General features: G+C 33.1%; 16 protein-coding genes. 10 read left to right on the forward strand and 6 right to left on the reverse strand.

The window, feature by feature from the left end; translation table 11 throughout:
* Positions 1–92 precede the first annotated feature (92 nt).
* From RBG61_RS13510 to RBG61_RS13555, 10 genes are all read left to right on the forward strand, one after another.
* Positions 93–806 (forward strand): flavodoxin family protein, encoded by a 714-nt coding sequence (locus tag RBG61_RS13510; RefSeq protein WP_307944375.1) that lies wholly within the window; start codon positions 93–95, stop codon positions 804–806.
* A gap of 183 nt (positions 807–989) precedes the next feature.
* Positions 990–1661: a potassium channel family protein gene (locus tag RBG61_RS13515; RefSeq protein ID WP_307944376.1), complete on the forward strand. Its 672-nt coding sequence runs from the start codon at positions 990–992 to the stop codon at positions 1659–1661.
* Entirely contained in the window at positions 1643–2326 is a 684-nt protein-coding gene (locus RBG61_RS13520; protein WP_307944377.1) for a potassium channel family protein, read from the forward strand. The genes RBG61_RS13515 and RBG61_RS13520 overlap by 19 nt, the downstream gene beginning before the upstream one ends.
* A gap of 89 nt (positions 2327–2415) precedes the next feature.
* Positions 2416–3945, forward strand: coding sequence for a TrkH family potassium uptake protein (locus tag RBG61_RS13525; protein ID WP_307944378.1), 1530 nt, complete (start codon positions 2416–2418; stop codon positions 3943–3945).
* Positions 3930–4442, forward strand: a complete 513-nt coding sequence (locus tag RBG61_RS13530; RefSeq protein ID WP_307944379.1) for a hypothetical protein — start codon at positions 3930–3932, stop codon at positions 4440–4442. The genes RBG61_RS13525 and RBG61_RS13530 overlap by 16 nt, the downstream gene beginning before the upstream one ends.
* A gap of 168 nt (positions 4443–4610) precedes the next feature.
* Positions 4611–6068 (forward strand): DUF4118 domain-containing protein, encoded by a 1458-nt coding sequence (locus tag RBG61_RS13535; protein WP_307944381.1) that lies wholly within the window; start codon positions 4611–4613, stop codon positions 6066–6068.
* 1 nt (position 6069) lies between these two features.
* Complete coding sequence (locus RBG61_RS13540; protein WP_307944382.1) at positions 6070–6759, forward strand: response regulator; 690 nt, start codon at positions 6070–6072, stop codon at positions 6757–6759.
* Between the two features lie 128 nt (positions 6760–6887).
* Positions 6888–7319 carry a potassium channel family protein gene (locus RBG61_RS13545; RefSeq protein ID WP_307944383.1) on the forward strand — a complete coding sequence of 144 codons (432 nt, stop codon included), beginning with the start codon at positions 6888–6890 and terminating at the stop codon, positions 7317–7319.
* Positions 7320–7325: 6 nt separating this feature from the next.
* The gene (locus RBG61_RS13550) at positions 7326–7994 is read left to right on the forward strand and encodes a potassium channel family protein (protein WP_307944384.1); all 669 of its coding nucleotides are present in this window, start codon (positions 7326–7328) and stop codon (positions 7992–7994) included.
* A gap of 406 nt (positions 7995–8400) precedes the next feature.
* Positions 8401–11385, forward strand: a complete 2985-nt coding sequence (locus tag RBG61_RS13555; protein ID WP_307944385.1) for a PAS domain S-box protein — start codon at positions 8401–8403, stop codon at positions 11383–11385.
* Between the two features lie 101 nt (positions 11386–11486).
* Here the strand turns inward: RBG61_RS13555 and RBG61_RS13560 are convergent, their stop codons facing one another.
* The 6 genes from RBG61_RS13560 to RBG61_RS13585 all read right to left on the reverse strand — a co-directional run bounded on the left by RBG61_RS13560 (position 11487) and on the right by RBG61_RS13585 (position 21410).
* A complete protein-coding gene (locus RBG61_RS13560; protein WP_307942256.1) occupies positions 11487–12929 on the reverse strand; it encodes an IS1182 family transposase in 1443 nt (480 codons plus the stop codon).
* Positions 12930–13062: 133 nt separating this feature from the next.
* A complete protein-coding gene (locus tag RBG61_RS13565; protein WP_307944387.1) occupies positions 13063–18594 on the reverse strand; it encodes a X2-like carbohydrate binding domain-containing protein in 5532 nt (1843 codons plus the stop codon).
* Positions 18595–18608: 14 nt separating this feature from the next.
* Entirely contained in the window at positions 18609–18995 is a 387-nt protein-coding gene (locus RBG61_RS13570) for a hypothetical protein (RefSeq protein WP_307944388.1), read from the reverse strand.
* A gap of 31 nt (positions 18996–19026) precedes the next feature.
* Positions 19027–19242 carry a hypothetical protein gene (locus tag RBG61_RS13575; RefSeq protein ID WP_373889714.1) on the reverse strand — a complete coding sequence of 72 codons (216 nt, stop codon included), beginning with the start codon at positions 19240–19242 and terminating at the stop codon, positions 19027–19029.
* A 150-nt stretch (positions 19243–19392) separates the two neighbouring features.
* The gene (locus tag RBG61_RS13580; protein WP_307944391.1) at positions 19393–20682 is read right to left on the reverse strand and encodes a GHKL domain-containing protein; all 1290 of its coding nucleotides are present in this window, start codon (positions 20680–20682) and stop codon (positions 19393–19395) included.
* Positions 20679–21410, reverse strand: coding sequence for a LytR/AlgR family response regulator transcription factor (locus RBG61_RS13585; RefSeq protein WP_307944392.1), 732 nt, complete (start codon positions 21408–21410; stop codon positions 20679–20681). Before RBG61_RS13585 ends, RBG61_RS13580 begins: the two co-directional genes overlap by 4 nt.
* Positions 21411–21858 lie beyond the last annotated feature (448 nt).

A 21858-nucleotide genomic window follows, 5' to 3' on the forward strand; every position in this document is an offset into this window, starting at 1 on the left:
GAAAATAGTATCAATAACGAAATGCCATATATCTAATATTAAAAGCGTATAGAATTACTTTAAGTAATAGTATGTTGTAAAGGAAGAATTTTATGAAGATATTGTTAATCAGCGGAACGAACCATAAAGGCAGTACTTATCATATCGGGCGCATATTGGTTAATGAATTAGGTGCTAAAGAGGATGAAGTAAAAGAAGTGTTTCTTCCTAAAGATATGCCAAAATACTGTTGCGGCTGTGCAAGATGTTTTATGGAAGATGAAGCGAAATGTCCTCACTATGCGTATATGAAACCAATTACCGATTCAATAGATGAAGCCGATGTTTTGATATTCACCTCACCGGTTTATGTATATCATGTGACAGGACAAATGAAAAGCTTGCTTGATCATTATGGCTATCGCTGGATGGTTCACAGACCATCCGAGAAAATGTTTTCTAAACAAGCAGTTTGTATTAGTACAGCTGCGGGTGGCGGTATGAAATCTACGAATAAAGATATAAAAGACAGCCTTAAATTTTGGGGCGTAGGTAGAATTTTAACGTATGGAAAAGGTGTAGCAGCAATTTCTTGGGATGGGGTTTCGGATAAGAAAAAGAAAAGCATTGAAATTACAATAAAACAAATTGCAAAAAAAATCAAAAAGCGTGAGAAAAATGTTAAGCCATCTCTAAAAGTAAAAATGATGTTTTACATTATGCGGTTAATGGAAAAGCGTGGAGGATTTAACCCTGTAGATTATGAATATTGGAAGGCAAAAGGATGGCTGGAAAAGAAAAGACCTTGGAAAAATTCAAATAATTAACGCATTTATATGTCTTGTGAATAATTTACTATTATCTTAACAATCAACATGCTAATCTTAACGAGGACTTTACACATTTTTATCTTTCTTAATACTATCTTTATATAATAAGTGTTACGTTATTATAAGGTGTTAGTGATATGCTAGCACCTTATAATAATTATTACAGGCTAGGTGAAATAAATGTATTTAATCATAGTTGGATGCGGTAGAATAGGAAGCAATTTGGCCTATGAACTTTCAGATCGTGGACACGATGTATGCATTATTGATCGTAATAAAGAGCGTTTAGCCGTTTTAGGCAGTGGCTTTAATGGTAAAACAATAACAGGAATTGAATTTGACAGTGATAATTTAAAAAGTGCATGTATTGAACAAGCAGATGCTTTACTTGCAGTAACTCCTGATGATAACATCAATATTACGGTATCAATGGTAGCAAATAGAATTTATCATGTTCCCCAAGTAATTGCTAGAGTAAACGATCCTAAGCGTAAGAATTTATATGAAAAGTTAAGTATTAATGCAATAAGCCACGTTCAGCTTGCCGTAAATTTAATTTTAAATAAGCTGGATTCAGAAAATTGTTCAATTGTTTCTCAACTGGATCATAATTATCAAATTCTTGAAATAGAAGTGAATCATGGGGTATCCTCTGTTACAATTGAGAAATTACAGCAAAAGTATTCTTGCAATATTTCGTTAGTAAAAAACGCAGATGGCTGTTTCATACCGGACTTAAATTATTGCCTTGAAGATGGTGATAAAATTATTTGCACAGTACATAAAGACGATAAAGAGAAATTATTAAGGCTATTTAATAAGGAGGTACTTGCATGGATGCCATTATTATAGGTGGAGGAAAGATTGGGTATAACCTTCTTAAAACCGTAAAAGAACGAAATCATAATGTTGTATTAATTGAAAAAAACAAAGATACATGCATAAAAATATCCGAAGATATTGATGCGAATATCATTTGTGGAGATGGTACTGATCCCGAAGTGCTCCTTGATTCAGGAATTAACAATGCTGAAATCGTTGCAGCAGTAACGGGAACAGACGAAGAAAATATCGTAATCTGTCAAATTGCACAGGTAAGTTTTCATATAAAGAAAACGATTGCGAGAGTAAACAATCCGAAAAATATTGCTATGTTTAAAGCACTGGGAGTTGATAGGATTGTTTGTAGTACCGCTCTAATCGCAGATATGATACAATATGAGCTTGACAATGATGAATATAAAATGATACAAACTTTTGAACGTGGTTCTATGATACTTGTTGAAGTAGTAATCAATCAAAACCATCCTTGGTGTAATAAAAAAATACGAGATTTACTATTAAATGAATGTGTCATTGTATCTATTATAAACAATGAAAAAATTACATATCCAAAAGGCGAAACACTTATTTGTGAAAACGATGCCGTACTTTTCATTACAAACCATCAAACTTTACAAGAAATGATGAAGAAATCTAGCAATGGAGGTACTAAATATGCACAAAGGAAAGGCTAATACATTAGGGCTAATTACTGAACTAGTAGGAACGGCAATATATCTTTTAGTGCTTTTTGTTATTACCATTTTGTTATAGGAGTGAAAGAATGAATTATAATGAAAAGGCCGCAAGTAATATTGAAATCATCAGTTATTATAGCGGCGTTATTATATTTGGTACAGCTTTGTTAATGCTCATTCCGATTTTTTTTACAATTGTATGTTTTGAATTTGCTCCATTGATTGATTTTATTATTAGCTTTTGTATTACTATGTTAGTTGGATTAGGGTTAATGCTGTTTGGTAAGAAAACGCAAATACAAAATGCTACAACCCAATGGAAGCATGGTTATATCATTGCTGCATTTACTTGGATTTTGTTAATGATGCTTTGTGCAATTCCATATAGTTTAAGTGGACATACGAAATCATTTTTGGATTCATGTTTTGACGTAATGAGCGGGTTTACTACTACCGGTTTATTATTAACACAAGATCTAGACCATTTATCTATTGGACTTAATATGTGGAGGCATTTGCTGACATTTATAGGCGGCCAGGGAATGATTGTATTGGCTTTGTCTTTTGTGTCCAATCAAGCAAGTGGTGCATATAGATTGTATGTCGGTGAAGCTAAAGACATTGAACTCGTACCGAATGTAGTTGGAACAGCAAAAATTATTTGGAAAATCAGTATGATTTACCTTGGTATCGGAACTGCGGCTCTATGGATTACCGGAATGGTTATTGGATTAAACCCGATTACAGCATTTTTCCATGGATTTTACATGTTTGCATCAGCTTGGAGTACGGGCGGATTTTCTCCAATGACTCAAAATATGATGTATTATCATAGCCTTACATATGAAATCATTTGTCTGATCATTTTGGTTTTGGGTTCCTTTAACTTTGGGCTTCATTACGCAGTTTGGCAGGGAAACAGAAAAGAATTTATCAAAAATATTGAAACAAGAAGTTTCTTTATTACTTCCATAATATCTTGTGCACTTATTTTAAGATGGCTTACAAAATTAAATGTATATCCGGATGCTATTGCTGATTTCAGAAGAGTAATATTCAACGTATTATCAGCACATACAACAACAGGATTTACAAATATCTATGCAAGGCAATATGCACTAGAATGGGGCGATATTGGCGTATTGATAATGGTTATTGCAATGCTCATAGGTGGTTCAGCATGTTCAACAGCGGGCGGATTTAAAGGATTAAGGGTAGCAATGGTATTCAAAGCAATCATTGTCGATATTAAGAAATTGCTTTCTTCCGAGCGTAACGTAAAGGTGTATAAATACCATCATATTAAGGATTGTATTTTAGAAGACAGCGGAGTAAAATCTTCAGCAATCATTATACTTTGTTATATTGTATTATTTGCAATAGGAACGATATTGGGAATATTTTGTGGCTATCCAATGGGCAGCTCCGCATTTGAAGCTGCGTCTGCAACGGGTAACGTCGGACTTTCTATCGGAGTAACCTCATTGTCAACGCCTGCAATACTGAAAATATATTATATTGTTGCAATGTATATGGGAAGGCTTGAGTTTATATCTGTGTTTGCTTTAATAGGATTTGTGATAAAAGGGGTTAAGAAAATATGCAAAAGATACTAAGAGTTATTTCTATCGTATTTATCATATTTTTTGTATTTTCTTCTGAAGTATTTGCACAAGAAAAAGCAACTGAGATTAATGCCTTAATAGAAAATGCAAAACAGCTTGACAATAAAACCGTAACTGTAGAAGGCGAAGCAGTCGGCGAACCGTTGGAAAGAGGAAAGTATTGTTGGGTAAATATCAACGATACAACCAACGCAATTGGCGTTTGGGTAAATTCAGAAGATGCAAAACAGATAAAGAAATATGGAGATTATAAAAATAAAGGTGACATTATAAGGGTTACGGGTGTATTCCGCAGAGCTTGTAAGGAACATGGCGGTGAAGCAGATATTCATAATGAAAGTATGCAAATTATAAAGCATGGATATTCTGTTCATGAAGACATCTCTGTTGTAAAACTAATTATTGCCGTAATGTTAGTTTTGATTTTAATTTTAGCTATATTTTTCATACATAAACTAAAAATTATAAGATTGCCGTATCATTTTTAAAATTTCTTCATACTATTTTAATTCGGTTAGGCTATATTGACCTATTAAGAGCCACTGCACATCAAAGCAGTGGCTCTTTGCTGTTTAATCATATTATTAATTGTGATTTAAAAAAATAAATAGATGTGTTATAATTGAATAAATGAAACGAGCGGAAGTGGAACCATTATGAATTACAAGGATAAAATATTTTTACAATCGATGTTAACTCTTCTTATTATTGCTGCAGCCACGTTGTTATCCTACATAATTAAAAATTTAGGATTCTCAGATACAAATATCGTTGTAATTTATATTTTATCTGTGTTAATTGTTTCTTATTTTACAAAAGGTTATTTTTATGGAATAGCAGCTTCAGTGTTATGTATGTTTAGCTTTAATTTTTTCTTTACTGCACCCATACATTCGTTTAATGTCTATAATAAAAGTTATGTGCTAACTTTAATAGTGATGCTGATAGCTTCGATTCTTACAAGTACATTAACCAGTAAGATAATTCATTCATCTAAAACCGCAAACAGTAATAAAAAGCAATTTCAAACCCTATTTAAAGTATCCAGTTCACTTGCAAAGGCATCCAGCATTTCAGATGTAGCAAATATCTCTTTACAGTGTATTTCTATTTTGTTTGATTGTGAAGCAACCTTTTTAACTTCAATTGATAACATAACTTATCGATATGACATAATGAGAGAAAAGCGCTTTATTTCATCCCAAGTTATTTCGAAAGAACAAATTGAATTATTGTTAGAGAGTAAAACAATATATTATATCAGAAATCAAGTTAATCAATATGGTATACTTTGCTTACCATTAGATTTTGACATTAATGAAGAAAAAAAAGCTTTTATTAACTCAATATGCAATCAGATTTTTATAGCCTTAGAACGTGAACGATTGTCAAGAGAAAAAGAATCTGTTAAAAATGAAGTAGAACGAGAAAAGTTTAAAAGTAATCTTTTAAGAGCTATTTCACATGATTTAAGAGGCCCACTTTCCAGCATTTCGGGAGCTTCAGAAATTTTATTATATAATATAAAGGATAGCGAAAATTTAGGGTTTGCAAAAGATATTCATGACAGTTCTATTTGGCTTACCCAAATGGTTGAAAATATTTTAAGCTTAACAAAAGTACAAGAAGGCTCACTTAATATCAATAAAAAGCCTGAAGCAATTGAAGAAATTATTGGAGTAGTATTACAATATTTTTCAAAATGTACGACCACGAATAAGATAGTTGTTGATATTCCGAATGACATTATTCTTGTGCCTATGGATGGAAAGCTTATTTGTCAAGTGCTAATAAACCTAATTGATAATGCAATCAAACATTCAAATCCAACGGATGAAATAACAATTAAAGCTTTTGTTGATAAAAAGCAGGTATGGTTTTGTGTAATTGATAACGGAACTGGGATTAACCCACAAAATTTATCTAAGATATTTGATTTGTTTTATATTGCGGAGGATTTGCCTTCAGATACCAAGCATAGAGGAAATGGACTTGGGCTGGCAATATGTAAGGCGATTGTATTAGCACATGGAGGAAAAATTATTGCTGAAAATAACTTAGAAAAAGGTGCTACAATAAGGTTTAGCTTACCATTGAAGGAGGATTCAAATTAACATGAGTAAATTATTTTTAATTATAGAAGATGATAAGCAAATAAGATCGTTTATTGGATTCTCTTTAAAAACTCAAAATTACGAATATATGGAAGCTTCAAGCGGAAAAGAAGCTTTCAATATAATAAAGACGAATAATCTTGATGTAATTCTGCTTGACCTAGGGCTACCCGATATGGATGGACTTCATATTATAAAACAGGTTAGACAGTTTTCTCAAATTCCAATTATCGTAGTTTCGGGAAGAGATCAAGATAAGGAAAAAATAGATGCCTTGGATTCAGGAGCAGATGATTATATTACAAAACCATTTAGTGTGAATGAGCTTCTTGCTAGGATTAGGGTTATTTTAAGACATTCCGAAAAAGAATTAAACAATAATAAAATGTTACACAAAACAGGCGATTTGGAAATCAATATTACCAATCACACCGTATTTAAAAACGGTATAGAAATTCATCTAACGCCTATGGAGTTTGAAATTATAAAAGTACTTGTCAACAACTCGGGAAAAGTGCTTACCCATAGCTATATTTTGAAGCAGGTATGGGGTTCTTATTTAGAAAGTGATACGCAATCTTTACGGGTGTTTATGGCAAACATACGAAGAAAAATAGAAAATGATCCTACCAATCCAAAGTATATTATGACCGAAGTAGGTGTGGGATATCGATTTGTAGGGGATCAATAACAAAAATAAGTAAAGCATATTGCTTTACTTATTTTTGTTTATATAATCTTAATATGTATAGGATCATCTTTATACTGACTTTACAATATCTATGCTATTATATTTTGTAAAGAAAGGATTGATTTATGATGTCAATTTTTAAAAATAAGCAAGAAAATATCATTATTGCAGGATGCGGGAAATTTGGCTCATATCTTTTAAAAACGATGTGCTTGCAAGATGATAATATTTCAATAATCGATCAAAATGAAAAGTGCTTAAGTGTTCTTGAAAATAATTCGTATTATCAATATATTAAAGGTGATGCAACAGATGTTCAAATATTAGAACAAGCAGGAATTCAATCTGCTGATGTTTTATTAGCGGCTACCGATAATGATAATGCAAATATAATGATAGCTCAAATTGCAAAGCAATTTTATAAAGTAAACACTGTTATTGCTGTAATAAAAGATATCGATAAGGAATTTTTATGTAAAGAAATGAACATTATGACCATATCGCCATTAATGTTGTCAATTAATAAATTGCAGTTAATATTAACAAATGAAAAGAAGTGATGCGATATGAACATTATCATTTTTGGTGGAAACAATAGTACGGAATTTATTATAAAAAATTTAATGAACAATGGCGATAAGGTTGTTTTAGTGAACCCAGATTATGATTTTTGTTATAAAATTACCGACCGATATGAAGTGGTTTCTTTTTGTGAAGATGAAATCAATGAATTGGTATTTAAAAAAGCAAAAGCAGATAAAGCCGACTTGGTAATTTCTTTATATGATAATGACGCAGATAATTTAATAATTTGCGAATATGCAAAAAAAGTGTTTCATGTAAAAACTACATATTCAATAGTGAATAATCCGGATAATATTGAAATATTTAATAAATTGGGAGTGGATCAATGTATTAGTGTTTCCACTATTATTAATCAAATGATTAACCAAACAAATATCGAGCTCGGTATTGAAAAGTATTTCAAGAAATTGAATAATAACTATTTGGTTAGGGAATTGCAAGTTTCAAAGAAATCAGAGTTTATCAACAAAAAGTTATGGGAGTTGAATCTTCCTGATTCTTGCAATATGATATCAATTTTCAGAAATAATGAAATAATTATTCCACAAGGAAATACGCAAATATTGCAGGGTGATAGGATTCTTCTTTTAGCAACTCCTGAAGCTTTGGACTATTTACCCAAAATGAAAATATCCGTTGCAAATTTGTAATGGTTTTTGATAAAATATAATTGGCTTAATATTGGTTATTACAATAATATAAGAGAGCATATTGAGTGAAAATCCGATGTACGGAGACGATAATATGCTCTCAAGTTATTTATAAAAAACTTGTTGATATTTTAAGCATGCAATTATTTTATGGAAATAATTGCATGTTTAAAGTTGCGAAATTATCATTGTGGGCACTTGAAAAAAATTTATTATTATTTTATAATTATAAAAAATAGTAATAAAAAAGCACAAATTATATTTATCACAGTTCCCAATATATACAAAAGTTAATATACCGATAAAATATCCCATTAAAATAATGGGATATTTTACGTATTATATAGTTAATCCAAAATAAGTTTTACAAATTCAGGTGAAAATAATGTGGTAGGGTGGAATAGCAGTGAACGATAACTTTTATAAACGGCTAATTGAAGAAGCACCAATAGGATATGCTTATAGCAAAATAATATTTGATCAAAATGATGTGGCTTGCGATTATGAGTTTATTGAAGTTAATTCAGCTTTTGAAACGCTTATGGGAATCAATGGTAAAGACATTGTTGGTAAAAAAATATCTGAATTGATGCCAACTGTTAATATGTCTGAATTAGAAGAGTTAAAGCTTTTTCAAAATATCGCTTTGAATGGTGGTAAAAAGGAATTTGAAAGTTATTCAAATGTTTTAAATTGTTGGTTTAGAATAACTGCTTTTTCTCCAAAGAAGAATCACTTTATAATGTACTTAGTTGATGTTACGAAAGAAAAAAGGCAATCCTGTGAAGCAGAAGTACATTCCTCTCAACCTATAGGTGGTCAAAATAATATAGAAACGTTTGATAACAGTTATCAAAAAATCACAAATATTCTTGATGAAACTAACATTGCAACATGGAAATGGAACGTTCAGACTGGCGAAATAGTATTTAATAAAGTTTTAGTAAAAATTATTGGATATACTTTTAATCAATTATCAATCACAATAGAAAGATGGCTTGAGTTTATTCATCCTGATGATATCAACATTGCGAAAGAGGGCTTTCATAGTATTTTTAACGGGCAAAAAAATTATTTTGATGTTGAATATCGAATGCACTACAAAAATTGTAGATGGCTATGGATCAATGATAAGGGAAAAGTGATATCTTGGACTAAAGATGGAAAACCACTTTGTGTAGTAGGAACATACTCGGATATTACAGAACGAAAGCAGCTGCAAGAAAAGCTATTTAATAATGAAACGCTGTTTGCATCTTTACTAGATGTGATTCCTACTCCTGTGTTTTATAAGAATGTAAATGGAAAGTATTTAGGATGCAATCATGCTTATGAAAAGTTTATAGGAATTTCAAAAGACAAATTTATAGGAAAAACTGCTTTTGATATTAGTCCGTTTGAGTTAGCTAGTGTATATCATGGAAAGGATTTAGAATTATTTCAACGACCGGGTATTCAAATATATGAGTCGCAGGTGAAAGATGGTTTAGGCAAAATTCATAGTGTAGTCTTTAATAAAGCTACTATTACGAATCAGCGTGGAGAGCTATCAGGCTTAATAGGAATTATATTGGATATAACCGAGCAAAAGCAAATAGAAGAAGCATTAAAGTCAAGTGAAGAAAAATATCGTCTTATTTTTGAGAATACACCCTTGGGAGTATTGCATTTTGATAATAAGGGTATTATCACAGATTGCAATGATAATCTTGTGAAAATAATAGGCTCATCTCGTGCGGATATAATTGGTCTTGATATGCACATATTGTCTGATAAAATGGTTGTTAAGGCGGTTTGTGAATCCTTGAAAGGACAACTATCAAGGTATGAAGGAGATTATCAATCATTAACGTCTAATAAAATTACTCCAATGCGAGTGATTTTTGCACCTATTTTATTAACGGATCAATCTGTTAAAGGTGGAGTAGGCATTGTTGAAGATATATCACAGCGCAAAAAGTTGGAAATTGCTCTTTCAAACGAAAAAAACCTTTTGGAAACCACATTAGTGTCAGTAGGGGATGGTGTCATTTCGACAGATAATAAGGGTTATGTTGTGTTTTTAAATAAAGTTGCAGAACACTTAACCGGTTGGACACAAGAGGAAGCAAGAAATAAATCATTTGAAGAAGTATTTCGTATTGTTGATGAATTTACGGGGGAGAAAAAAGAAAATATAGTTGATAAAGTAATTAGCAGTGGAAAAATAATCGAATTAGCTAATCATACTATGTTAATTTCTAAAGATGGAATTCAAAGACCAATAGAAGATAGTGCTGCACCTATTATAGATAAAGACGGTGAAATCAACGGAGTAGTATTAGTTTTCCGAGACGTTACAGATAAAAAAGAAAAACAAAAACGAATTTTGTATTTAAGCTATCATGACCAATTGACAGGTTTATATAATCGAAGATTTTACGATGAGGAATTAACTAGACTTGATAATAAAGCCAACTTACCTTTAACTATTGCTTTGGGCGATGTAAACGGATTAAAACTGATTAATGATTCCTTTGGTCACATTGTTGGGGATGAACTACTTATAAAAGTAGCCAATGTTATTAAGAGTGGTTGCAGATCTCATGACATTGTAGCAAGGCTTGGCGGCGATGAATTTGTAATGATATTTCCTCGTACTGATGGCAGTGAAGCACATAAAATTATTAAACGGATAAACAAATTAGCATCTAAAGAAATTGTAGGTTCGATTGGAATTTCTATTTCATTTGGGTATGATACGAAATATGTTGAAGAAGATGTTGTCGAAGATATTTTCAAAAAAGCGGAAGACCGTATGTATAAAAAGAAACTATCCGAGAGCCCAAGCGTTAGGGGAAAGACAATAGATGCTATAATCAGTACTCTTTACGAAAAAAATGAGCGGGAAGAAAAACATTCACGCAGAGTTTCTGAATTATGTAGAAGAATGGGATCTGTTTTATATGCTAATGAAAGTGAAATTGAGGAACTTAAAACTGTTGGATTACTGCATGATATAGGAAAAATAGTAATAGATCAAAATATCCTTAATAATCCTAATAAATTAACAAATTATGAGGTTAAAGAAATGCAGCGTCATACAGAGATAGGATATAGGATACTAAATACAGTAAATGACATGGCAGATATGGCTGTTTATGTACTACATCATCACGAAAGATGGGATGGTAAAGGCTATCCACAAGGACTTAAAGGAAACGATATACCATTTGTATCAAGAATAATAGCTATAGCTGATGCATATGACGCTATGACAAGTGAAAGATGTTATAGACATGCCTTATCAAAAGAAAAAGCACTGGATGAATTGCGAATAAATGCTGGAAGCCAATTTGATCCTGAACTTGTAAATATATTTATTGAAGATGTATTAGAAAAAACAACATAACGCTCAAATCATATTTGCAATATTCAGCGCAATTATCGAGTAACGCTGAGTTTTACGGTATAATAAGTAATAGCCTCCCTATGGTTTTACCACAGGGAGGCTCAGTCTGAAGAAAAAGCCCGATTTTGGCGTAACCAAAGTCGGGCTTTTGAATATATGGTTGAAAATTTGAAAAAAGTGCAAAGGATACAAAAAGGAGAGTTCACCCTCCACTTATGTATTGCCAGCTTTTTAAGGTTCATGCACGCAAATTTAAGCCTAACCCAGTTTGTTACTTGGGCAAGACCTCGATAAGGTGTATAACGCATTGCGTATTTTTCTTTCGCATCAGCAAAAACTCGCTCAATCGTTTCTTTTCGCTGTGCATAAAGATCTTTGTATTTTATTGCATAACGAATATCTGAAACTTGCTCTAAGTACTCATGCCAAACATGAACTGTGTATTGTTTCTGGAATTCTTTACTTTCAGTGCATTTGTAACGAAACCCACAGATTTTACAGTCGTTTGGATTGCTTTTAAATTCTTTGTATCCTTCTCTATTCGTGGTGGAATAGTGTAAAACTTTATTGTTTGGACATACTACACAGTCAAAATATTCATCATATGAAAAATCATATTTCTTAAAAAAGCCTTGTTTTGTCATTGGTCTACGATATGGTACTAATAAATCTTTTCCATCATCTATAAGTCTTTTTGCAATATAGGGAGTATTGTAGGCACTATCTGCCACTATTGTTTGGATTTCGGGGTGGTTTTCTTTTAATTTATCATACAAATCATCGAATGCTACGCTGTCATGTACATTGCCTGCTGTTACATGAACATCTACAATGTAGCCTTTTTTGTCACAAGCTGTATGTGCTTCATAAGCAAGGCATTTCTTATGCTCTCCTTTATGAAATACACCGCTTTCAGGGTCAGTGGTTGATTCATTGATGATTTTTTCTTCTATTTTAGGTGGCTTTGTATCGTCAAATGGCTTTTTTTTATGTTCTTCTCTATCTTTATTGATTTCGTCCATTAGTTGTTTCTCATAATGTTTTGCTGCTACGGGGATTGATTTCTTTACAACCTTTTTTATATTTGCATTTGCTTTTATATGGGTTCCATCTACAAATACCACCTCTGGGTCAAGATATCCCATATCATTGATTTCATTCAATATCCAGTTGAAAATGCATGCAATAGTATTCTCGTTAAATCTATGTTTAAAGGCATAACTTATTGTTGTAAAGTGAGGTATTTGTTCTGTCATTAAATATCCTAAAAACCAACGATATGCACAGTTCATTTGTACTTCTTCTACCAATTTGCGCAACGAACTTATTCCATACAAATGTTGTATTAAGACCATTTTGATTAGTACTACTGGGTCTATGCTTGGTCTTCCATTATCTTTACAATACAAATCCTCTACGAAATCATATATATGACAGAAATCCACTGCACTATCTATTTTTCTAAGCAAATGTTCTGCTGGAATAAATTCTTCTAAGCACAAAAACTCTACTTGTGTTCGGTCTTTTTTAGCTTTAACTAACATTTAATCACCCTATTTAATTATACCATTTTTCGCGTCAAAAGTCCCCTAAATCATCGAATTTAGGAGACTTTTTCTACAAGCTGAGCCTCCCTATGGTTTTACCACAGGGAGGCTATTATCTTTAGTTGGCTGATTATTCAGCGGAATTCTTTTTAGGCTTTTTCGTAAAGCAAAGAAATGTTAAAATACCACTAATGATTAGCAGGAGGGCTAGCCATATCAATATGCTGGTATCACCTGTTTGCGGATTATGATTATTGGGTTTAGTGAAAAAATTGTCCTTGTTAAAGATAGTAAAGTTGATTTTTGACTCACAAGCATTATAATTATCTGTTGCGGCAACGCTTGCTTTTACAAAATAGCTTCCTGCTTTTATTGGAACGATACTTGTATAAACACCATTTTCACTGTCGCTATAGGTAAATACAGGAGTACCATAGGTTGCGGTTGCTTTCGGTTCATTTGCTTTATTATCGACTTTCCAACTTTCCAAAGAAAGTCCACTGATTTTATTATCGGTTGCAGCATTTATTGTAAATCTAATCTTTTCTGTAATGCTGTTGTGGTTTGGGGCAGAAAACTGATAATATACAGTATAGTTTCCGGCATCTGTGAATTTTGGTGGAGAAGATAAAGTATATGTAGTACCATCTGTACTGTATTTTACAGTAAGAGGTTGAGCGTTAATGGAAGTTGCTGTAGGAGCTGAAATAGACTTTGCGCTTCCACTATATGTTGCTGATTGGGCTTTGTTTGTTGTATCGGTAATTTCAGCATTTGCAATTGTAGCTTTTCTAACTGCTGTTCCTGAATAAATACCCTTAAAGGTAACCATCAGTGTTTTTTCACCGGCATTTGTCATGTCAGAATCCCAGCTAATAGTATAGTCTGTGTCAACGGTGAGTAAATTTGTACCGTCTTTTACTGTGACAGTAGGATGAAACACTTTTCCATTGTAAGTATGACTATAAGGTGTGATGGTTATATCAGCTTTCGGGTTATCGTTGTCATCAGACAAATCTTTTCCGTTCACTGCAAGAGTTAATGTCGTAGTTGCAGGAGCATCACCAATAGACGTACCCGAAGTATAGCTTTCACCCATAGGGCTATAGTTAACAATTAGGGTATAGGTTCCCGCCGCCAGAGTATTTAGGTAACTTGCGTGGAAGGTGATAGTTCCGTCTGTTGCAACACTATAGTTACTGCTTGCAATAACTTTGCCACCATTACTGATTTCTTGAATTGTGTTGCCATTGAGATTTACCTTTGCAGTAATATCGGTGGTGCTTGTTCTTGTAAAACTGATATCAGTAGTATTTTCTGTGCTGTCAGTATAAACTACTACTCCTTGTGTATTGATAATGCTGGTGTTTCCTGCGTTATCTGTAATTTTAGCATATACGGAGAATTTTTCATTGGCTTTTACGGAGAAAGAAGAGCCATTTATCCATGTTCCGTTTTCATTATAGCTATTGCTTGGGGTAACCTTTTGATAGGAAACTGTTACAGGCGTGCTTAAAGCGTCTGTTGCGGAAATGGTAACATCAACTGTATTTTTCATGAATATTCCGAAGGTAATTGTGTTTAAAAAGCTTGTGAAATGATTCGCTTTGATTGCTATTTTACCTGCTGGTGCAACGGTATCTATTTTGTATGAGAAGGTCTTTTCATCGGAAATTTCTCCTGTAGATGTGTCCTTTAGGTAATAGCTTGCTGTTTTATTTTGACCATCTGCCTTATTAACAGTAAGTGAATTTGTCCATGAACCTGTGGCACTTGTGCTGATTTCAAATCCGCTAGGGGCGGTCAATGAAATAGCATCAATACCGGATTTATACCAGCCATTTGTGCCGTTAGGTGCAGTTGCTATGGCATGAAACAGCGACCAATAAAGAGTATTACAATTTTGAATTGCATTTGTAATTTCTGCTTTTTGTACATCACTTGCAGTAGTTTGATCAATGGATTTCAGAGTAGATTTTACTGCTAAAATGGAAGGAATATTGCTCGTTTGTACATTATTAACCGTCAAGCTCTTAATTGGTTCTGAAATACTGGCAATGGTTTTCATTGTAATGTTCGTAGTTGCCGTATTTCCTTCTAAGTCAGTTGCAAGAATTGAAAAAGCAGTATTTTTATTTCCAGGTAAGGTATAACCGCTTAAAACGGATGCCCCATTGACGGAGATTTGATTAATGTTGTGGTCAAATGCGGTTAAAATGGTATCTACATAATAAGTTCCGCCTTCTTTTACGCTGTTGAATACATCACCTTTTTCAACTGTAATTGGAACGGTACTTTTGCCGTTTGCACTTTGAATAAAGCCGTCAACCCGTCCGCCTGAGTAGTCGGAAAATTCAACAAAGTAGCCAACTTTAAGTCCATTACTACCATCATAAATGACATCTCTTAAATCATTCCATGCATTATTTGAGTTGTTAAATGCGCCTTTGTAATGAACTTGCATACAACATTCAGTTTTTCCGTCTTCTGGATTATACCATCCATTCGGCTCTCCTAAATCCACAAATCCGTTATATGCACTATCAACTGGATATTTATCAGCTGTTGAATTAAAGTAATAATAGTTTGTTCCTGCTTCTGGACCACATGACCATTTGAAGTATTGATCTAATGCCCCATTTGGTGCAGTGCTCGTATCATAAGTTCCAGTATAACGTGTACCGGCAGACCAAGCGCCATTTAAGCTGATATTATCTAGCAATTTATCTTCTTCTGCGGAAGTAATGGTTGCAAGATAACCGATATTTCCCATATAGGAGTAGGTCTTTGCCTTATTATATGCATCTGTCCAAGAGAGAGGCTCGTCTACATACATATAATAATGTCCGTTATATTCAGTAATGTTGGCTTCTTTTGGAAGATTGGTTTTGTTACCGTCAACTGTAACGCTGACATTGGTTTTAGAACTGTTTTTCAAACCGCCATAACGGAATTTGAGCCCACGCAAAAAGCTTTGTGCTTCTGCTTGTGAAATACCATTTTGGAATTGATAGGTAATCATATTCGTTGCACCCGCAATGTTGGAAAGCTCGTTTGAAGGAACAGGTGCTGTCGGCTTTGCAAGCACATTCGTGTAGTTATCCAGTTTGACCGTTAGTGAATACACTGTACTGATATTTGTAATTTCTGCATTATCAAAGGAAAAAACAGATTTGCTAGTACTACCGTAGACAGGTTCATTTAAGGTAACGGTAGTAACCTCTTCTACACCGCCGTCTGTCATAAGGTCATATGAAGTGATAGCAGTCTTATCGCTGCTATAATTACTGTCTACACCGCCTGCATAATTCGAGAATTCAACGAAGTAGCCTTTTACAAGATCTAGATTTGGCAAACCTTCATTCGGCAAATCATTCCAACGCATTTTTTCATTTGCACCATTGTCAAATGGCCAGTTTACTTGCATACAAGCTTCAATATCGTTATAAGCATCGGGTTGAGCTGGATTTGCCCCCCAGTTATTATAAGCTCCGTTATATCCTGTGTTGCCTGAACCAGGTGTTGGTGTAGGGGAGATACTGTTGTAATAGATTGTTCCAGCTTCCGGTCCACAAGCCCAATAATAGTAGTTTGCTTTTTCAATTAAAGCAGAAACGGAAGTAGGATCAGCAAACGTTGAACGATCCATATTTAAATAGCGTGTTCCTGCAGACCATGCACTAGTGGTAGAAATGTTTGTAAGGACAGAATCCTCTTCTTGCGAAGTAACGGTTGCCAAATATCCCTTTTGGCCCATATAGGTGTAGCTTTTTGATTCGTTATAGGCAGTTGACCAAGATATGAAGTCACTTGGCACATACATATAATAATGGTTTGTTCCATCTGGGTGTGCAAATTTTGTAATTTTTGCACCATCAGGTAGCTTGTTTACGTTATTATCAATTGTTACGGAAATTTCCGAACCGGCTACATAATTGAATATGATGCCACGGATAAATTCCTCTGCTTGTGAAACAGTGATTCCTTTATCAAAAACATAAGTAAACGTTCGAGTTTCGCCATTAATGCTTTCTAGCTTTGAGCTTGGTGTTAAAAATTTAGGTACATATTGAACGGTCGTGCTTTTTGATGCGGAAAAGGTAATACCGGTAACCAATGTAAAGTTGTTAATAGTCGCTGATTTAAAGCAGTAGCCGGATTTATCGTTAATAAAAACAGGCGTATTTAAGTTGACAGAAGGTTTCGTAGTTTTTACAAAGGATATTTCAGAATTATTTATTGTAGGAGTAAATGGAGAAACGCCTATTTGAATCGTTTCCTTTATTTTTTCGCTGTTGCTGTTTGGATTGATAGTATATTCATAAACAGCGTAGGCATCTTCATAAATATTAGTTCCATCGCCACCTGCCGGAAGAGTTATTCTTGCATAATCATCATATATATTTGTTGTGTTGAATGGCCCGTTCCCAACAGAATGACACATATCATTTCTTAAAGTTTCTGTTCCATTATGCTCTTTCCAATAGAATTTTGTGTCGAGAGGAGAACTGATTTTAGTATCAGTAGTTCCATCGGTTACTGAAATATTTGGAATTAGCAATGTGGTAGTTACGGGCTCTTTGGTATTCTTATTTTTGTTGGATATAATATTGCGTACCAACACATTCTGATTTGGGTTAATGGTTTCATCACCGGTAATTTGCGTTTCATAACTTCCGTTATTGTCTGCATCAACAAAATACTTTGAACTTATGTCTAAGGTTGAGCCATTTACACTGGCACTGTCGGTGTAATAGGCTTTATCAATGGTGAAGCTAGATGTTTTAGTTTGATCATCAAGGTTTAGACCTGTTATATACGCTGGTGCCCAAGATGACATTGTAAAATAAACCATTTTTGCATTGTCTAAGCTACCAAAAACATCTTTAGCACACAAATTACTATAGGTGAATGTAGAGCTACCCATCAACATCGTTAATTTTCCGGTGGCAGTAGAAGCATCAGTACATTCCCATTTTAATGTAAAAGGACCATCTTGATTGGAAACGCCGTAATTCTTAATGCCATATCCCCCATGTCCGCTTTGGTTGTCATCTGGAAAAGCAGACATATTATTAAGACTATTAATTTTATAGCTATATGCACCTTTGTAGGCTCTTGAATTTGTAACATCGTTTGTTATTTGCATAAACTCCCAAAGTAAGCCTTTTTCAATGTCATTTGAACCGTTGTTTAACGTAAAGTTTGTTGTATTATATGATAGATCCTGATAGGATTGTTCTAACATACAGGTGGAGTAATTAGGAGCAAACGCTTTTTTGTTCGGATTATTATGTAACGCAAAACTAATACCATCACGGGATGCAAATCCGGCACTTCCTTCAATGGCGAAGCTTCGAGTAAAGTCCATGGAATATTTACTGGTTACTGCTCCGCCACTGCAAACGGTATTTCCTGGATGTGTACCGTCTTTTTGCGGGAAGGAAATTGTTGGAGAGTTATCCGTTCCGGATACGGTTGGAGCCACATAATAACAAGTAGCGCTATTCGCTCCGGTTTTTCCTTCAAAATAGGATAAATGATACATATTTAAATTAGTTGTTGCTAATGAAATTCCTACTGATTCTGTAAAAGCAAGGCCGGAAAACACTGTAAATACCATAGATACAGCAAGTATCATGCTTATAATTCTTTTTTTCATTGCTTAATTTCTCCTTATATAACATTGAATAAAAAATGCGATTCTATGGAAAGTATATCTGAAAATACAACAATGCTCCAAAGCAAAGGCATATTGATATTACATACACTAAGAATTACAGTGCAAGTAATAGATAATATCAGAATGGAATCAACAATTTTCATAAGTTTATTATTAAAAAACCTTACTGAACGGAATATTTCTTTCTTATTAGGCTTTGTATTTTTTGCAAGAGCGATTAAAAGTACAATTCCAATCAGCAGTAGTATCCAAAATAGAATTACTAAGATATTGGAAAGTAAAGTTAAAGTATTACGTTTTATTAATGTAATTATAAACCCTAAAACAGCTGTTCCTATAAAAGCTGTTAATGAGTAGAAAAATAAATCTTCTTTCTTCACAAGTGAACCTCCCTTATTTTTGTTTCTGGTTTTAATTCATTTTATTTGGATAATAGCATACCCCAACATCTACTGCTTGTGGCTTATCTAAATGAAAATCAGCAAAAATACAATACCAGCATTCTTTTTGTGTACTTCCGCCTCGTGGAGTAAAAGCAGGGCAATATTGTCTTGGCCAAACATTTCCCTCACAGTTTGGTTTATCCAAGGGTAAATTATCTCGTTTTATTTTTTTTATATTTTCCAACATAGCCACCGCCTTTTTGTTATTTAACATGCAAAAATTTTAACATAAAAATACAAAAACGAGCCTAAAATACTTAATAGGCTCGTTTTTCTACTTAATATTTAAGAAAATAATTAAATATTGGTATTGACAAATAAAAACTTATCAATTCTATATAATCATTCTTACTTGAAAAAGGTTGTTTGAAATTTCATAATCCAGTTCAGCATTCCATTTTTTTGCAAATGAAACAACACTTTGCGTCCCAAATCCATGACCTGATTTCTTAGATAATGGTAACCCATATTCATCCGTTTCAATCTTGCCGACATAATAGTTTTTTATTTCTAATATGAGTTGCCCTGTATCAATTACAGTAAAACTAATCTTTCGTTGTTTTTCGTCTACTACCGCTGACACACCCTGAATAGCGTTCTCTAATAAATTAGAAATCATTATAGCAAGTTCTAAACCATCTACCGATACATTTTTTGGAATATTTAGCTTAATATCGCAAGCGATTCCTTTTTCATTTGCCATTGCAACATAATAGCAAACGGCTGCATTAACTTCTACATTTTCGCAATAACTTCTTGGTCCTTGTGGAAGTGCAGCTGATTGCTTTTGTATTAACGTAAGTGCTTGTGCAATTTCTCCTTGCTCAATAAGCTCAGTTAAAGTGGCGTTAAAATGGCGTCTGTCATGCTGTACAACTCGCATTTGTTTTACGGCATCATCCATGAGTGATAATCTTTGCTGCATTTCTGCAGTAGTCTTTTGTAAGAGTACACGTTCAGTTTGAATTTTTATGTTTTCTTCTCTAAGCGTATATCTTTGAATAATAATTTTAAGAGAAAGAAAAATACCGATATATATAAATAAAGTTAGAAAAATCAAAAACATTATAGGAATAAAATTTTCTTGCATTGTTTGTTCAATATCACCGCATAATAAATAATATATGTAATTTACTAAAAGTGAAACGGTAAGTAATGAATATACATGCCAGTATTCCTTTACGCTTCGATAGAGTGGACCTATCTTTTTTCGAAAAATCCATATTATCACACCAAAACATACTATCCTTAAAACGATAACACCATAATATGGATGGGGGGAAATTGCGGATAAATAATAACTTATAAAAACAATAGCAGCATAAATATTAAGCAAAGTTACAAAACTAAAGCACCATTGCATTGCCGTTTCGCTAAAGAATGGCTTTAATGCAAATCCAATAAGTATTAATGTAATTAAATCTGTTAAAACAACTGCAGAGTAATTTTGAGATAAATAAAAGTACATATTTGTTGCAAGGTTAAATGATGTAATTAAAACTGCTACTGAAATATAAATATATTTTTTGTTGTACTTGGGTGTGGACATAGTAAAAATAAGCAAAATCAGCATGATATCCGTAGTAACCGCACGTAATATATCATGAATCAGCGTTACTTTCATATTGTTACCTCATCTTTTAATCGAAAATTCAGATAGTTATTTTTTACTTGTGTAAACAGCTTGCCTGAAATAGGTACAAAAGCGCCGCTACACATAGTGAACCCATCACGAGTTAATCGTTGCACACGGCTCATATTAATAACAAAAGCAGAATGCGGTTGAATAAAGCGTTTGTCAGCAAGTAATGAGGAAATATAATCTGAAAAACTACCCTTAATTGTAGTTGTTTCGATTATCTCACCGCTTGCTAATACATATTTTACAGCGTGTTTGACATATTCACAATAAATAACAGAAGCGATTGAAATAGTATGTAATCCGTTTTTCGTTTTAATGGTTAAACTTACTTCATCAGCTTTTATCTTGGTTATTGCTAGAGAAAGTGTGTCAAATAGTTTATCTTTTTGAATAGGTTTTAATAGATAATTTAAAGGATGAACGCTAAAAGAATCAAGGGCAAATTCAGGGGCGGTGGTTACGTAAATAATTTGGGATTCACGATCAAGATTTCGAATTTCTTGCCCCAGCTGTACACCACTCATCATCGGCATAACAATATCAAGCACATAAAGCTGCGCATTTTCCGATTCGCAATACCTTAGAAGATTATCCGGATGTGAAAAAGTTTTGATATCAGCATTTATATGATTGGCTTGTACGTATTCACTCACCAGTTCATATATTTTTTCAAGTTGATCCGGCATATCATCACAAATTGCAATCCTCATTTTTTATTACCCACCTTATTCGCTTCTGAAACAATCGTCAGTATATATTTAATTAATAGTCTTTATTATCCTGCTTGCTTTTTATTATCATAATTATAAAAGCATATCGTCACATTATTTTTGCATAATTTAATGCGTATAGTATATCGTATTTCGACATAATACACAATAGAAATTCCGAAGTTTTCAAATATTTTATTGCACTTATTTCATTTATGACTTATTATATAATCGGCTTAAAATAATAAATATTGGTTATTTTGTTGCTTTATAATGGAATTTAATATATAATTAAAAGAATAATGGATTTTATGTTATTGTCGCTTATTAGAATAATGTGCAGAATGCACAATACTAGTTGTGACCAATCATTAATAATGAGTAAGAAGTTGTCTGAATAATAAGAATTTTAGATATTAGCAAAAGAAAATATGGAGGAAACCGAAAT

Source organism: Paludicola sp. MB14-C6, assembly GCF_030908625.1.
GTDB lineage: Bacteria > Bacillota > Clostridia > Oscillospirales > Ruminococcaceae > Paludihabitans.